General features: G+C 57.1%; 1 protein-coding gene (running past one end of the window). It reads left to right on the plus strand.

The features are described 5' to 3' along the window. Nucleotides 1-18711, plus strand: partial view of a hypothetical protein gene (locus RISK_RS00125; protein ID WP_160311379.1) — the 5' portion only. It continues 9771 nt past the right edge of the window; the window shows 18711 of its 28482 coding nt (coding positions 1-18711); the start codon lies at nt 1-3; the stop codon falls past the right edge of the window.

Below are 18711 nucleotides of genomic sequence, written 5' to 3' on the forward strand. Positions count from 1 at the left end.
TTGGGGGAGACGAGTCTCGGGGGCGACAACACCATTCAGTTGAGTATGTCGGGCGACAACCTGCGGGTGGTCGTTGACGGTGGTACGCCGACGACTCACGATCTCTCAAGCTTCGACAGTGTTTCCTTGGATGCGGGAGCTGGCGATGACACGATTGAGGTGATTGGCAGTCTGGATCTGGAGAACTCTGACAGCGATCCACTCGGTCTCAACCTGACGGCTGATACGATTGTCGTCGCTGCAGGCGTCGATATCAAAGCAGGTGATGTCGATTTCCATGCCGTCGGGGACGATTTCAGTTTTGCCCAATCGTTGCCGATTGATCCGTTCAGTGTTTTGGCAAGCGATCGCTTGATCCAACTGAACACGGGATCTTCGATCGTCGGTGGTTCGATCAAACTGCACGCGGACCGGATCTCCTCTTACGTCAGCTCTTTTCAGCAGTTTGGCGGCGGTGAGAAGAACGCGGAGATCGAGATCGAGGGTGCGACCATCACGGGGACGTCTGTTTCGATCACGGCCAACGCCGAAGATGAAAACCTCAATGATTCTGTGCCCGAGTTTCTGCAGAATTCGGTTCTGCGTTTTGTGGAGGATTATCTGCTCGATGGCATCATTCCCAAGGTGCCTTTGGCGGTGATGATCCGCAGCAGCGAGGCATCGATTGATATCAACGCGAGCAGCATCAGTGCAAGCAGCGGTGATGTTGACATCATTGCCAAAGCCGTCTCGGATGCCACGACGAAGGCCGTCGCAAGCAACACGACCAATGAGTCGGCAGGGACCAGTGCGTTGGGCAGTGGACTGGCGTTCTTGAACAGCATCAGCGCTGGGTATTCGCAGGCCGAATCTTCGGCGACGGTCAGTTTGAGTGCGACGACAACCGTGGATGCGTCGCGGCATGTGAAGATTGAATCGGATGCGGAAACGATTGCCTCGGTTGCGGCAGCCACCGTCAAAAATCAGACGTCTGCATTTCGAACCAACCCGGCTCCGCCTGACACCTCCGCGTTGGCTGCGTCGCTAGCCATCACCAATTCTCAGACAACGTCGACGGCAACCGTCGGGTCGCAAACGATCATTCACGCGGGTGGAAACGTTGAAGTCAACGCGATCGGCCAGGTTGAAAATGCAGCGGCAGCGGCGGCTGAGATTCGTGAAGATGGCCGCGGGGCATTGAGCATCGCGTTGGGATTTGATGACGCCAACATTCAATCCCAGGTCGATGGCACGATCACTGCCGCTGGTACCGTCAGCACTGCGCTCGATCACAGTGCATTGCAACACGCCACCAACACGATCAACATTCCCGATCACGGACTGTCCAATGGCGATCGGCTGACTTACCAGGCGGTTCCGACCGGCAGTGCGGCTGCTCAGGTGATTGCTGGTTTGATCAACCAAGAAACTTATCAGGTTCAGGTCGTTGATGGCGACAACATTCAATTGGTACGCAGTTCCGCGATCGATCTTTCCGCAGCAGCGACCAATTCAGCGTCGACGCATTCTTACGCGAAACGCGATGCCGTGTCCTTCAATCCTGCCACGGCGGTGGATGTCGGGAACAACACGATCACGGTCGGTACGACTGGGATTCAAGAAGGTGGATCCGTGGTCTACATGGTGGGGCACGATGCCACGCCAGTGCCGGAGTTGCAGCCCATTGGCGGTCTGGTAGATCGCACACACTACGTTGCTATCAACGTGTCTGAATCAGGCGGCAACACAACCTTCCAGGTTGCGGACGCCTCCACGCAGACGGTCGCGATCGATTTGACCAGTGGAGCCGTTGGTAACGCACATGCACTGGGATTTGACAATGCGGCCGTGACCTTCAAGCCAGAGACCGTTGTAGACGACGCCGAAGATTCCATCACGATCACCAGTCACGGTTTCGACACCGGTGACCAGATCACGTACCACACCGACTCCAGTCAAAGCAGCCAGGTGACGACGCAGCAATACAACATGCTGTACAAGCCAGAGTTGGTTGAGTTTGATCCGTCGTTCACCGATGCTGCGGTGGGATCAACGGTGGATACGGACGCCAACACTTTGAATCTCCGTGTGGATCACCATTTGGTCACGGGGCAGCGATTCACTTATTCCGATGGATCTGGAACAGCCATCGGCGGATTGGTTGACGGGCAAGACTACTTTGCAATCGCTGTCGATTCGCGAACACTGCAAGTTGCATCCAGTCGAGCCGGGGCGCTTGCTGGGACTGCGATGAGTGTTTCCTCGGTTGGTTCGGGGACGGAGCATTCGTTGTTGGCCCACACGATTGATGTGATCGACGACCAAATATCGCTGCCAGGTCATGGACTGCAGACAGGGCAAGAGATCGTTTACAGCGAGGGGCAAGGCAACGCGACGACGAACGTTCTGACCGACGCGACCACGTACTATGTGATTCAGTTGGATGAGAATCGCATTCAGCTGGCCAGCACGCGAAGCGATGCGTTTGCCAGCACAGCGGTCAACCTGACCGGAGAGATCGGCGGGAATGAAGGCGAGAGTTTCTCGACTGGTTTTGGCGTTCTTTTGGTCGATGGCTCCCGCACGGAATCGACTGTCAACGAGGGGCTGAATCGCCTGAACTTGCCCAATCACGGTTTGGACACCGGTACAACGGTTGTGTACCGTCCTGCAACGACTTCGATCGATGGGTTGGTCTCTGGCAATGAGTATTTGGTCAAGGTCATCGATGCGAATTCGATCGAGCTCTATGCCGATGCCACCACCCTGGCGAGTGGCAGTCCGGTCAACATTGACGTGCCAACCGGTTTGGATCCCGAGTCGCACGGGCTGTTGGTTGTCTATCCAGACATGGATGTCAGCAGCGACACCATCTACATCGATGACCATGGGTTGGTCGCTGGCGATGAGCTTGTTTACAGCAATCAAGGCGGCCCTGACATTGGCGGGTTGGTCAGCGGGACGACCTACAAAATCGAGCGAATTGACGGCGGAACTTTTCAACTGCTGGATGGTTCCGGCAGCGTGATTGACCTTGGGACGGGTGCGACGGATGGTGCCGTTCACCGGTTCACTCTGGAGAGGAATTCAACCCATTTCGACTTCACGGCGGCGTTGCTGACTCCCGCTAGCGGAGCGACTCGTGTTCTGTTCGATCCAACTGCTGGTCCAATCGTGGACGCATCGAGCAATCGGGTTACCAGCTTTCAACATGGGTTTTCCGCCAACGAAGCGGTGACGTACTTGGCCGCAGGCGGCACATCGATTGTCGGTTTGGTTGCAGGCACGTCGTACAAAATCGACGTGGTCGATGTGGATCATTTCCGATTGTTGAACGCGGCGACGGACAGCGTGATCAACCTGACTGGAGCGGGAACGGCGACGTATCACGGGTTTCAACGCACAAGCTTTTTGACGAAAGCAGATTCCGCGATCAGTGGTCTGCGCAATGGCGGGACCTACTTCGTCAGTAAGATCGATGCGAATCGTTTTCGATTGACAGAAACTCAGTTGGAGGCGTTCAATGCGCAACCGGTTGCTTTTGGTGATCCTGATTCAACCAGTGATACCAAACATTACCTGGGGCAGTTTGCCGGTTCCGGCATCAGCATCACAGCCGACCTCGCGGCGAGCAACGTGGTCGATTCGGGCGCCGCTCTCGGTGGAGATGATCCCGCCTTTCGGCGTTTTTTGAGTGTGCCATCGGCAGGCGGATCAGGGATTGGTGCTGGCTTGAAGGGTTTTGCGGGAAGTTTCCTTGAAAACATGCCTTTCAAGGGAACGACAAGTGATCAGACCAACGACACGTTTTCGTTGGCTGGCACGGTGGCTGTGAACCAGGTGGATCACGATGTGATTGCTGCGACCGGCACGGGATCCACGTTGCAGTCCCCATACGACATCGTGGTGCAAGCGAGCATCGAGCAAGATGTTCAAGTGCTGTCGCGCGGCGGCACGGAATCAGCGGGTGGATCGGATACCGAAACCGGGCCATTGAAATCAAATGAGTTGCGCAAGCGTAGCTCGGACAAGAAGTTTGCCGGGAGTGCGACCGTTGGGATCGGTCTGATCGATAACAATGTGCAAGCCACGATTGGCAAGGACAGTCAGTTGGACGCCGGCCAAGCGATCGACGTCTTGGCCAGCCTCAGCTATCCCATTCGAATCGATCCGTTGGCAGCGTTGCCATTTGGCACGTCAACCATCGCGACCATTGATGATCCGCTGAGTTTCTACCAGCAAGATTGGCTCGGCGAGGTGGAGAAGCTGCAGGAAGGCAATCTTGGGATGAGCGAAATCCTGAATGTCTGGTCGGCTTCGACGACCGGTGGTGACGGCACAACCGAAGGAGATGGCGAGGCAGCGGAATATTCCGTAGCGGGAACGGTTGCTTATGTCGACTACACCAATCGAACCATCGCCAGTGTCGGCGAAGGAGCGAAGCTGAATCAGAACAGCCTCTACAGCGGAGCGGATCGACGCGTCAACGTGGAGGCCGAAACTGAAATGACGCTGCTGAGCCTTTCAGGCATGATCAGCGTGGATGCCAGCGCCAGCAATGTGAAGGACATGGTCAAAGAAGGCAAGTTCAGCAGCCCTGTTCAGCCGATCGGGAACACCGCTGGAAAGTTGGGGATCGGCGGCAGCGCACTGATCCAGGTGTTTGATCACCAGACACAAGCGATCATTCATCCATCCGCCAGCATTGAAACGGGCGTTGATGCGCCCTTGACCGTTTCTGCCATCGAAGATGTCTTCACGATCGACATTGCGCAGGCCGGTGGTGAAAGCGGCAAGGTGGGCGTGAGTGGGACGGTCAATGTTCTGCTTCAAGAGAACCAAACTCAGGCTCACATTCGAGATGGATTGACCTACACCGGCGGCGGCATTGATGTTGATGCGGACGACCAAACCACACACATCGGAATTGGCGGGTCGGTTCAGAAGGCTGGCGTGGCTGCGATTGGCGTGACCGTCAATGTGCGAGATATCGAGAAACAAACTGCGGCAACGATTGGGGACACGCGGCGAACGATCACCGACGCAGATGTCAATTTGGGATCCAACGCGATCACATTGGATGGGCACGGTCTCAGCACCGGTGACACGCTGCGCTATGTTCCTCGATCGGGAGCCAGCATCACCGGGCTAACCGCTGGTGCGATGTACTATGTGATCCGCGATAGCGGCGACCAGTTCCGGTTGGCGAGTTCGGCTGTGAACGCGACCAACGCGGTGGCCATTAACCTCACTGCCGCCACTGGGACGATGGACTTTGATTGGGGAGCAGGCCTGTCCATTGCGGCTGGATCGTTTGGCGTCTCGGTCGATGCCAACAGCGGCGGAAACCTTTGGTCCTTCGGCGTGGCGGGCACGTTTGCGGAGAACAAGAGTGCGACGCCAACCGAACCCACCGTGCCAACCCAAGAAGAGGCGGCTGCGCAGAATTCTTTCAAAACCGGTGTCGGGCTGGCGGGTGATGCAACCTGGAATGATCTTGATTCCAGCGTGGAAGCGTATGTCAGTTCGATTGGAACGCTGACAACGACCGCAGGTGGCGATCTGATGGTTCACGCCATCGAAGCGAGCAGCGTGGTTGCGGTCTCGGCTGGGATTGCAATCGCAAATTCCGACAATGCGGGCGTGGCATTGGCCGGGTCGTTCAATCGCAATTTGTTGAATCTTCGCACGTCAGCCTGGGTGGATCGCTTGGATGCGGACATTGCCGGCGCGACCACCATCCGTGCCGAAAATGATTCGGACATCGTTGCCATCGCAGCGGGCGTCTCGGGCAGCAAAGCCGGTGGGGGAATGAACGAAAAGGCAGCCATTGGTGCGGCCGTGGCGGGGTCATTCGCGTGGAACACGATCGAATCGGAAACAACTGCTGAACTGATTGACGTTACGTTGACCACCGCGGGTGCGTTGTCGATTGCAGGCGAAGACAAGAACCGAATCATCGCCGTAACGACTTCCTTGGCAGCTTCACTGGCAACGGCAACGAGCAGCATTGGTTTGGGATTGGCTGCCAGTGGCACTGGATCTTTGAACACAATCGATCGACAGCTGGTCGCTCAAATTCGCGATGGGTCGGACGTCGTGGCTGGTTCCGTCCAAGTGGCCACCGTGGATCAAGCCATCGTGCGTTCCTATTCCGTCGGCGCCAGCCTGGCGATTGGAACCAGTTCTTCCAGCACCGGGATCGCTGTTGGAATTGGTGTTTCGGTATCGGAAAATCAACTCTCGGGACAATCCCTTGCTCAGGTCATCGATTCGACGATCGAGGCGTCGGGTGCGGTCAGCGTCACCGCTGATTCTTTTGGTGCCCACTACAAGACATTGGAACAGACTGGCGGCAATGCCATCACGGCAGCAGATCTGGATGACGCTGTCGCAAAGGATTCGGACCTGGAGAACACTCCGGCAGATGAATACACCCTCGACGAAGCCGCAGACCTTTCGATCCTGGGGCGTTTGTATCGTCAATTGGAAGGGGATGAGGCAGCCGACGCGCTGGGTGGATCCGCCGCACCGATCACGTTGACGCAATTGGGCACCGAAACATCAGTGGATCCGGATGACGCTGATTCCACGGTGCAGACAGGTACCAGTTGGTTGCTGGTCAACCAAGACAAAGGGATCAGCTATGTGATTCGTTTGGTCGACGGGGACCTTGAATTGTATCACGGCGGTGTGACAGCGATCTCCATTGCGGCGTCCGTGTCCATCGCTGCCGGACAAAACGCAGCGGCCTTTGCTGGTGGAGGTGCGGTGACGCTGAACACGATCACCAACACCGTTGATGCGCACATCATCGATTCGGATGTCACATCCAGGGTCGCAGGTTTTGGTGTCGCCGGTGTTCAGGTCACAGCGACCAACACCACTGGAATCAGTTCCGTGGTGGTTTCGGCCACGGGATCGGTTGGAATCGGATCCAACAACGGTGGCGCCGCGGCGCTGGGTGCGGCGGTGGCCAGGAACCGGATCGGGTATGAGGGAACGACTCGTCAGGCATCCAGTGCAACCGCTACGATCAACGGCGGTTCGATCGATACCGATGGCGATGTCATTGTGGCTGCAACCAGCGGGCAAGGGATCAGCGCGGCCGTTATTTCGGCATCCGTCGCGGTCAGTGCCACGGGATCCAACGGGTTGGGGCTTTCCGGTTCGGGAGCCTACGCCGAAAACAAAATCGCGGCGGATGCCATTGCCACGATTCGCAACATTGACGCGCCGACCAGCACGATCGATCACAACTTCTCGGCTCGTGATGTGAGCGTTCTGGCGTCAGACAACTCCAGCATCTTCGCTCTCGCCGGTGCCGCCAGTCTGGCTGGCGCGGCCGCCGGCAGCAACGCTGTTGCCGTGTCTGTCGGTGTCGGGTTGGCAAACAATGCGATCGATACTCAGACGGAAGCCACGATCGAAGATGCCTACTTCGAACAAATCGTCAATGGCGCGGTTGCCTTCGAATCCATCGGGGAACACGCGGGCAGCACTGAGACGATCAACTACCGAAGCATCGGCGTTGACGACGTCTTGGTGCGTGCGGTCTCGAACGGTTCAATCGATGCGATCGCGTTTGCGGCGTCGGCCAGTGTCGCCCTTTCCGGTTCCAACTCGGTCGCGCTGGGCGGTGCGGGCGCCGATGCTCGCAATCAAATCACTTCGGACACGTTGGCGACAATCGTCGACAGTCGGATCGTGGTAACGGGCGACGTCGATGTGTTGGCCAACAGTTCGGCTGATATCGACGCGATCGTGCTGGCGCTTTCAGTCAGCTTGGCGGTTGGCGGCAGCAACGGCGTCGGGGCTTCGGTCGGTGTGGCAGTGACCAGCAACTTGATCGGCATCAAGACAGACGACGCAATCACAGCGGATTATTCCACCGCGAGCGCCGAGACGATCACGATTTCGCAGAACCAGACCGTTGAAATCGTCGCCGGACCGCGTGCGGGTTACATCTATCAGTACTTGAGTGCCACGCCTTTGTCGGATCCCAACGCCAGTGATCCAGCCAATTGGCTCACGCAGCAGGATTACGGCAATTCGGAACTTTGGAAGTGGGTTGGTTTGTCGAGTGACGGTGGTCAAACGCATGCGACTGTGATCGACAGTGGCATCGCCGCTCAAGGTGCGTTGCAGGTGCAGGCCAATTCGACCAACGAAATTCAGTCGATTGTTGAATCCGCGTCCATGGCTGCCAGTGGTGGCGGAACCGCTGGCGTGGCCTTGTCCGGTGCGGGTGTCGGCGTGACCAACCGCATTGAAATGGATGTTCGATCCACCATGGATGGCGATGGGCCCGTCGCGAGCGTGCCAGCGTACGTTGGACCTGCGGGGACTGTGATTGCCACGTTTGCCCGCACCAGTCCGGTCGCCACGGCGCAATCTTCCAATAGCCACTTGGACGCCTTCACCGGCAGTGACCTGCCAAGCATTCATGCCCAGTCGATTCGTGTCGCCGCCACTGACAACAGCGCCATTGAAGCTGTTGCTGGTGCCACATCATTGGCAGCGTCTTTCGCGGGAACCGCTGCCGTTTCGCTGGCAGTGAGTGCTTCGGTTGCTCGGAACCAGATCAACAACGACGTCCTTGCCACGATCTCTGATTCCGGCGTCTTCTCCACCGGCAGCAGCACGGTCACCGAAGATTTGCCGGCAACTCCGCCATACCAGATCACATCCACAGCGGGAAACATTGACGTCCTCGCGACCGAGAATGCCCGGATCGATGCGGTTTCGCACGCCGCCGCGATGGCGATCAGTGGCGGTCTCGTGGGCGTGGCGTTGTCGGGGGCAGGGGCATCGGCGTTCAACGACATCGATTCCAAATCGCTGGCCAGTATCGAAGACTCCAGCGTCGCCTCTTTGGGATTGTTGGCAACGTATCAAGACGCGGCGGTTGGGGTCACGCCTGCGAATCTGTCGGTCTTGGCCAGCAATGTGTCTGACATCGACGCCACCGTGGTCGCCATTTCGGCGGCGGTTGCAGGAGGCAAGTTTGCGGGAGCAGGGTCGATCGGTGTGGCCATCGCACGCAATCGCATCGGCAGTCTAGCGAGTGGTACTGCACATCAGACTCACGCGTCGATCACGGATTCGAATGTCAGCAGCGGCGACACCGCGACGATCAAGGCGACTTCTGCTGAAACCGTGGCTTCCACGTCGGCCGCGGGAAGTGTGGCCATTGCGATTGGAATCGGTGCTGGCGTTTCCGCCAGTGGAACCAGCACGCTCAACGTGGTTCAAGGATCCGTCCGTGCCATGGTCGAAGATTCTGACTTGGTTGCTCGCGACGCAATCATCCAGGCCGAAAGCGCCACCCAGATTGAACGGGCGACTGCGGTTGGGGCGTCGTTGTCGGCGGGTGTCGGTGCAGTCAGCGTGGCGATCACGGTCGTTGACAACTCGATCGCGAAAAGCGTTTACGCTGGGATCGAAGGCGAGCGCACTGACCAAGTCACTGCGCTCAATGACATCACCATTGAAGCGACGACCAACGACCGCATCGAAGACGTTGCCGGTGTCACGACCAGTGTCTCGGCGGGACTCGGTGTTGCTGTTGCGGGCGGTGGTTTGGGGATCACGAACAACATCGCCAATTCGGTGGAAGCCAAAATCGACGGTGGTTTGACCGTCACGGCGGGAGGGGATGTGAGCGTCGAAGCGATGGAGACATCTTACGTGGAAGCCACCGCCGCCAACGCCAATCTGGCGTACAGTCCCACGGGAATTGGCGCCGCACTCGGTGTCTCGGTGATCAAAAATGAAATCAGCAGTGCCGTTCGCAGCACCATCGTGGATGCCAATGTCTACGCCGCGAACGTGGACGTGCTGGCAGACACGGATGCGACCATCGAGGAGACATTCAGTGTCGCGATTTCAGCCGGTTCGAGTTATGCGGCGAGCACCAACTTGGCAACGGCCGTGCTGAAAACGCTGACTGCGGTGAGTGTCGATGCGGCAACCATCCAAGCGACGGAAAGCGTGCAGATTGTAGCGGACAGCAAAACCAAGGCTCGCAGCCAAGCGGACGGTGGTGCGCTCAGTCTCGGTGCCGCGGTGGGCATTATGAAATCCCAACTGACGGCAGGGCGGGGCACTGGTGTTGACGAAGTGGCGGCGTTGATTGACTCGGGAACGACGATCACGGCACCCAACGTCACGATTGCTGCGCGTTCGTATGACGATCTGCTTAGTAAAACGATTGCCGCTGGTGGCGGCGTTGTGGCCATCAACGCATCCCTGGCCAAGTTGGACACGGATCAGTCCGTGTCGACGTTGTTGGCCAATGGAGCCACGATCGACGGAGGCAACGTTCGCATGGAAGCGACTGCCAATCAACATGGTGATATCTCCTCGGATTCCTTCACGGTCGGTCTGGGGACCGGGGCGGGCGCGGTGGGAGATCTGAATTTTTGGGGTGACGCCAAGCTGCAAGTTGCGGGCGGTGCCGAGGTCTACGGCGACAAAGTTGTTTTGGAATCAAACAACTCGGTGACCAAGAATGGAATCAATGGAGGCCAGAACTTGCTCAGTGGTTCAGCGGGGTTGGGGGCGGCGGTGATCTTGGCGTCGACGACGAGCATCGGTTCGGGATCGGACCAAACGGGAGCCTACCTGGACATTGCCGATGGGGCCCTGATCGATGTTGCCGGCAGTGCGTCGTCCCCGGGCGTGTTGCAGATTTCTTCGAGCATGTCGACGGACGCTCGTGACCGAGTTCGGATTGAATCTGTGGCGGGTTTCGCCGCAACGACTGGCGTCAGCACGATCCATTCCAACACCGATTCGAATGTCACCATTGGTCAGGCCAAGCTGATCAATCGCAGTGGCGACATTGATATCAACACGTTCAGCGACATTGGATTGTTGCCAAGCAGCAATCTGTTTGTTGCCGCGGCCGGTCATGCGGCCGCAGGTGCGGGAGCGAGTGCCATTTCGTACGTTGACAATTCGATTGAAATCAGCGGTTCCGACATTCGTGGCGGCGAAGTGCGTGTTCAGTCCGGACGCAACTCCGACCAAGTGCCCAACCTGCTCAGCAATTCTGCGAATATCGAAGTCACGACCATTTCGCTTGGACCTTCCGTGGCGATTGGTGTTCCAGTTTCGGAAATGCACTTCACCAATGACGTGACCATCCATGAGAGCGCCAATGTCGCTGGTTTTCAAGACGTCATTTTGCTGTCCGAACGCAGTGAAGATATCCCTGCCCGCGCCGAAACGGACGGCACTGTCATTTCGCTTTCGGGCGTTCCTTATGGGTACAGCGTCTCGGACGCTGGGGAAGAGACCAGTGGAACGTCTCGTGTGAACGTGGCGTCTGGTTCCAGCGTGATCGCGGGTCTCTACAACCAAACGGCTGTGTTGGTGCGAAGCGTCAGTCTCGATGAGCTGGATGTCAGTCGATTGGCTCTGACGGATCCGAGTTTGGCAGGGTCCAGCAGCGATCCTGGGCTCTTTAAAACGGCTGACTACACGTGGTTGAAAAATCAAAGTGCTGGCGGAGTGGAGTTGGACACCGATGTTCCGTACCACTTTTCGCCGCTGAACATCGCTGGCATTCCGGTCGATTTGACCTATGGAACCTATGTGGAAGTTGCCAGCGACCACAGTGCGGGTGGAACGCAGGGAAGCACCTATCAGTTCAAACCGTCGGGCGACCGAGATCAAACACACTCGGTCGTGATGCAGAACGAGGACTACACGGATTCCTCACGTTGGACACTGGTCGCCGGAAGTGTTGATTCGGATGCGGATGACACAATCGTTTATCAAAGCGATTTTACGAAGGCATTCGAAAGCAATCTGAACAACAAATTCTATGTCGTGAAGAATCCCAATCTTCCCAGTCCAACCATTGCGTATCGGGACGTCGGGAACTTACTGGTGCAGCAACGGGAGACGATTTTGGGTTGGATGGGAGCTCACTCCAACAACAAAGAAGCCCTCGCCCGCTATCAGGTGCAGTTGGATGAAATCGATCGCACGATGAGTGACTTGGGACTGACCGAGACGATCGAAATCGATGGCAACACGATCACGGTGGCTCGGCAAGATCTTGATGCGTTCTTCGTTGAAATTCCTGATCTGATTGCTGCGCCGGGTTCCATCTTCATCGAAGGGGACTCAAGTGAGGTTTCGCTTGATGGGGAATTGAATGCGCGTGCGGGAGCCAACATCACCGTCCACAACATGACGCCCTTCATTCCAATCGTGAATGACGTCGAAATCCGTGACAATCGGCGTGTGGCGGTGGTGGATGGTGAGTTGACACAGTTCACGCCGGGGAATGTGTTTGTCAATTGGGCGCAGCGGGCTGGCGGTAACAACAGCAGTTCCCAGGGCGACGCATCGGTCAACATCACTTCGGATGCACTTCCCAACAGTCAGTTCTCGCAGTACGGGTTGTCGGCGTCGCCGTCCAGCGCGCCGCAAGACCTGTACATCAATGGCGACGTGATCAATGAAAATGGAAGCATCACGATTTCCAATCCCGATGGAAGTGTCAGTGTCAGCGGTCAAATCCGTGGGGCGACGGTCACGATCAACGCCGGGCGTGATTTCAACCTGAACGCGCCTGACTGGCTGCACGTGAACCGTGATCCGCGTCAATACGTCAACTATCAATATCTCCGCAGCCAAGTGTTCAATGACGAAGGCAACACGACATTGCAGGAATATGACAACGCCTCCGGCGTCAGTGTTCAAGACGCTGTGTATGTGAGGGTCGGGGGAACGGGGATTTGGATTCCAACCGGCGCAACAGTGAATCTCGAAGAGTCGATTGAAGATGATCTTTCAGAAATTGTTGCTCAAGGAACCATCTCGGTCACGGCACGCTATCTCAATGTCAACGGGTTGATTCAGTCCGGCGTTCAAACCGTCCGGGTTTCCATTGACGAAAATTTCCGGCCTTCGGGGACAACGACCTCATTGGTAGATGCCAACGGCACGCCTTTGCAAGGAGTGAGTTTTGATCTGGCGGGGCAACCTTCGATTCCGGTCAGTGGCTACTTTGACGCTGAAAAGAAAGCGATCGTGATCGATGAGCTGGAACCTGCCGGTGGGCGAATCACTTTGGCGGGGCAGATCTTCTCGACGGGCAATGGTCGTTTGGTGGCTGCCTATGGTGTGGCAAACGTCGACATTGACAACACCAGTGAATACCCGGTCATCATCAGCGGCATTGATACCACGACGAATCGCGAAGGCATCATCACGGTGGTCGATACCGTGGCGGTCACCAAGACGGTTTACACACGCACATCCAGTGGAGTGCAAGAAAAGTTCTATGTGGAGAACACCGATGACGGCGATGCCAATCGCATCTCCTACACGGAAGCCGATACGGAAACGGACGATGAGTATCACCCTGGCGCGGGGAATCAAACCGACGCGGAGGATGGTGATGGGCAGTTGCACTATGTTTGGGTGGAAGGTCAGGAAAAGACCAAGGTCGAAGTCAAGAAATTTGAAAAGAAGAGCTTCAACCTGTTCGGTGACAATGGGCTCGCCGACGCGCTGGTCAAGGACAATTCCTACAAATGGAAGTCGGTGAATTACCGTGACTCTCAGCCGATCCTGGAATCGGAGTTCCTCTATCGCTTGGACGCTAGTGCATCGAGTGAGGGGTTGGATTACCTCGGAGATTCGCCGGAGGTCAATCCTGAATATAGCATTCGCTATCATCAGGCGAATGACACCGATGTGGAGTTGGACACAGGCGATATCATTGAACTGGTCAACGATTTTCCGGCCGCGCGTGGTGCCGGCGGTCATTTCTATCGATACACCGGAACTGCAACGCTGACGGTCGTGCTCAGCGATGCGGACTACACCGACACGGATCGTTGGCAGGACCTGGGTAGTTCGGGGCAGACCGCGCGCTATCGCAGCGATTTTGAAAACTATAGCTATCGGATCAAACAATGGTCCAGCGGCGGTGGTTGGTTGCGCAAAAAGACGCAGCACACTGAGATCACAATCACTCAAGGGATCACGGACTACTACACGCACACGCTTCGTGCGGACTATCCGATTTCAATTGAGTTCGTTGGACATGACACCGGAGTGTCAACGGTCGACGTGGATAGCAAGAAGGGCATTCTGATCAACGGAGACATTTCCGTTCCAGCCAACAGTTCAGTCAACTTCGATTCCAGTGCCGGGGACGTCAACGCGTCTGGAACAGCTGGTTTTTATGGTGTTACCCCAGCCCTGGTGGTTTCTGGTGACATCAACATCAATGTTGAAACGGGCAATGAGCCGATCAACATCACCGCGGGCGGAACCGTGACGATTGATGGGATCACGAACAACACCAGTGCTGCTCCTGCAGTCGCTGCGATGTCGGCGATGTTCTTCGGTCCCATGTTGGCATCCGTTGAATCTCCTTCCATCATTGAAGTGGAGCAAATTGACGCCGATGGGGACGTCTTCATCAATGCCGGCGATGGAATTGTTGCTGTCGATGCGAATTCGTTCATTCGCGGCAATCGGATTGAGCTTTCGACACGGCGGGGATCCATTGGAACGGCGTTGTTGCCAATCAAAGTGGACAGTGCCTACAACGCCGCGGGCGGTTTGTCTGCCTACGCGCCCGGCGACATTTATGTCACCGAAACCGCTGGCAATCTGAATCTGCTGGCCCCACTCAACTATTCCAGCGTCTCGGACGAACTGGACACCACTTCCATCGATGTGGCGGTGCACTCGGTGACAGGCGATGTGTACCTCACAACCATCGATGGTGACATCATCGATGGCACGCAGGAAAGCACGTCCGCGCCGACTTCTGAAGAAGTGGAAGAGCTGAATCAGCAGCTTGGGTTGTATGGCGAAGAGGCGACGCGGGCGGCGGAAACTTCGATGCGCAGCGAAGAGTCCGTCGCGACGAAGAAGTATCACGACTACTGGAACGAAGTCCGCAACGCGACGCGTGATTCCGTGACAAGCACATTGGCACTGGATGAGATCAATTTCACCAGTGACACCATCGCGACCACCTCGGCTCATGGTTTGGTTGGTGGTGAAGAACTGTTCCTGACGGCTGGTCAAATCGGTTTGGCGGAAGATTTTCGCTACTTCGTCGTCAAGGTCAGTTCGACGGAGTTTCAATTGCTGACCGATCAGCGTGACGCTGCTTTCGCGTCTCAAGACACGGATCGTCTGGCGGATGTCACGCCCGTGGATTTGGTCGCCGGGTTCGACTTTAGTCTGGCAGCCGTTGAGGTGCAGCGATTCACCTACACCGTCGATGATTCCACGCCAGGTGAAGACACGATGGATCTGAGCGAGACGCTGCGGAGCGGATCGTATGACCCTGATTATGCGTTCTTGTATACCTCCGTCGAACGCCAAGCTCGGATCGACCAACGGGTCCAGCAGGCGTCGTCGTTGGCTAGCCCCATCTCGGAGAACCTACGACGTTACCTGTATCCCGAAACCTTCTCGGTGAATCCTGAGCCGGCTGATACGCAAGAAAGGCTGAACATCATTGGAAGTGATGTGACGCTGATCGCGGGTGACACAAATACAGAGGTCAACCCTCCCAGCGGACGCATCGGTTCCATCGGCGAACGATTGACGATCGACATGGAATCGGGGTTGGATGGATTGTCACCCACTCAGCAAGCGACGCTTTCGCAGGCAACGGTGAACGACGTGCTGGGGATTCACTACGCGACGTACCGTTATGTGGGTGTGGACGCCGAAGCCGCGTTCAATTTTCAAACGACCGATTTGTCGGACACGTCGCTATGGACGCGTGTTTCGGCTGATTTCAACACCACCGACGACACAGCAAGCTTCGCGATCACGACCGGGCAATCCGTGTTGGTGGAATACGACGCGGATCAATTCGGATGGTTTGAATACGTCGGAAGCAACGAAACGATCACGTTGTCGGCTCAAGACTTTTCCGACGGGTCGCGATGGTTGGAAATCACCGTGGATCATGACACGAAGGACACGGTCGATCCATCCGGCAACGGTTCCCATGACCGGACGGTCGACTTGCAGTCCGGACAATTGGTTGCGGACACCACGACGCCAAGCCGCGTGGCGATTCAAGTGGTCGAGGACGTGAACATTCGCGTGACGGGAACCTTGCAAGGAACCGCCAAGGATGACATCGCCATTCGCAGCGAAGGGGCCTTGGCGGTCAAGAGATTGGTGACTCCTGGTGAAGCACGTTTGATTTCGACGGGTGTGCTCTCGGATGCCGCCGCGACGGGCGCGAGTGCGGAAGCGGCAATCGTCGCTCTCGCGGGAGCTCATTTGGAAGGGACCGTGGTTCAGGGAGCGTCCAATGGAACACCGTTCCGGATCATGATCCATGCGGACGCGCCGTTGACGGGGGCCGCCACAGGCGACTTCCGCGTGCAGCAGTTCGGCGGCACTGTTGACCTGGGCGGAACGCAAACGATTGATGACTTGAACGTTCTGCGTTTGTCCTCGGGTGGGACTTTGGCGTTGGATGTCACCGCCGGCAACTTGACGGTCGGGCGTTTGCAGTCATCGACGAGCATTGAGCTTCATGCCTCCGCGAATATCGTGGACGGTTTGTCCGGATCGGCAGCAGAAGATTGGAACTTGAACGCGCCCGCTCTGCGAATTGATGCGGGTGGTTCGGTCGGGACTTTGGCCAACCCGATGGACTTGCTGTCCGTCGGTCCAGTCAGTGGCACGATCGAAGGCGATTTGTTTGCCAAGAGCCAAACAGGCACGTCGGTTGGCGAGTGGACTGTCAACGGAACAACAGTCAATTTTGATGTCCAAGGCGGTTTGTCGTTGGAGCGATTCTTCGCGAACAACGCCACCGTCACCATCAACACGACGGACGACATTGTTGATGGTCGCGAAACAACGACGGATGGATCCGTGGATGCATTCACGAATTTGTCCGCCCAAGATCTGCGACTGAACGCCATCAGTGAAACCGGCGATCAGGCGCGGATTGGTACCGCACTGAATCCTTTGGAAATCAATGTTGGGGCGTCGGACAGCGGCACTGGAACTCTGACCGTGAAGGCTGACTTGTCGGTTTGGTTGGCGGAAACCAGTGCGGACATGTTGCTTGGGAATGTGGACTCTTGGCGGGGCGATGTGACCTTGTTCGCCGATCGCAGCATCTTGGATGTGTCGCCGGATGAGGAGACTCTGGTCGTCGGTCGGCATGTCGTGTTGCGTGCTGGCTTGGGACAGCAACCGGCGTCGATCGGGACGGCTAGCAATCCGTTGGAAATCAACACCGGCAGCAGCGTGGGGGATGGTGCGGATCTGTCTTCCGGGAACCCGATTCGCGGAGCATCGGTGCCCGTTGGCCGTTTGTCAGCCGTGGCACCTGGTGCCATCGAGATCATTGAAACGGAAGGCAGTGTGACGGTTGACGAAATCGGATCCAACGCCGATGGCCGCATTCGCATCAGCCTGCCTGACACGTTGGCGGGAACCGAGGACTTGATCATTGACGCGACCTCCGTGATCACCAACAGTTCTGGGACCACGGTCCTGCGAGTCGGCGACAATGTGCAGGTGTTGGCGGGAGCGACCGTTTCAGCGTCGGTGGAAATGCAGTTTGAACTGGATTGGGGCAACGCTGACCCAGACGTCGGTGCCACATTCACGCTTTCCCAGGACATCCTTGCTCCGATCACTCGCGTGTTAGGCGAAGCCGATCGCGACACGATGCTGTTGAGCAATCTTGCCAGCGGTCACTACTTCTTGGACGGTGCGGGCGCCACCGACTTGACCGAGATTGATCTCGATGGGATTGGCGATGAACGTGTCACGATCACTGACACCGGGGCGGCCGATGACGGCGTCGACCAAGTCACGGTGCTTGGCACGACGGCGGACGATCTGTTTCTGATTCGCAAGCACTTCTTGGCTCGATTGCAAACCGCGGTGGAGCCTGAGGGTGAAGACGGCTTGGCCGATACCTTGGAACGCATCGACTATGACGCGACGCTGAACGGTGGAATCCTGATTCGATCTGGCAACGGCAATGACCAATTCCTGACCGATGATTCTTCCACGCCGATCACGATTGAATCGGGCGATGGCGATGATGTTTTCCAGATCGGTCAAGTGTATTCGACTGATCCGAATCCCACGGGATCGGCTGATGGAGTCACGCAGACTTATGCCAGTGGCGTGGCGGTTGGCGATGAAATTCAAACCACCCAGATCACAGAAGGCTACCTGAGTGCGGGGATCCACTCGCCGTTGACCATCCGTGCTGGCGAAGGATCGGATTCGTTTCATGTGTTCGCGAACGCGGCCAGTTTGACGATCGATGGCCAAGCCGGCGACGACTCCTTCCAGCTCCGCAGCTTTGTCAAGGCCGTCGACGATACCGCCTCGGACAACTACGTGGTTCATCGTCCGATGCAATTGAGCGGCGGAGCCGGATCGGACTACGTCACCGTTGTCGGATCGCATGCGGATGACAACCTGCGTTTGACGCCAGCTTCGATTGACGGTGGCGGTCTGACCACGGTCCTCGACGGCAGCCAAGAATTGGTGACCGTTAGCACTTTGGCGGGCGACGATCACGTGTTTGTCGAAGGCACCGCGGCAGGCGTGGGCTATCGCGTCGAAGGCAATTCGGGCAGCGACGAGTTCACGCTGGGCGGCGACGTGACCGAACGGATCATCTCGGCAGCAGGGCCTGGCCAGGCGGCGACGATCCAGCACACGGTCGATGCCATCAGCGAT

This window comes from Rhodopirellula islandica, from assembly GCF_001027925.1.
In the GTDB taxonomy this organism is placed as follows: Bacteria; Planctomycetota; Planctomycetia; order Pirellulales; family Pirellulaceae; genus Rhodopirellula; species Rhodopirellula islandica.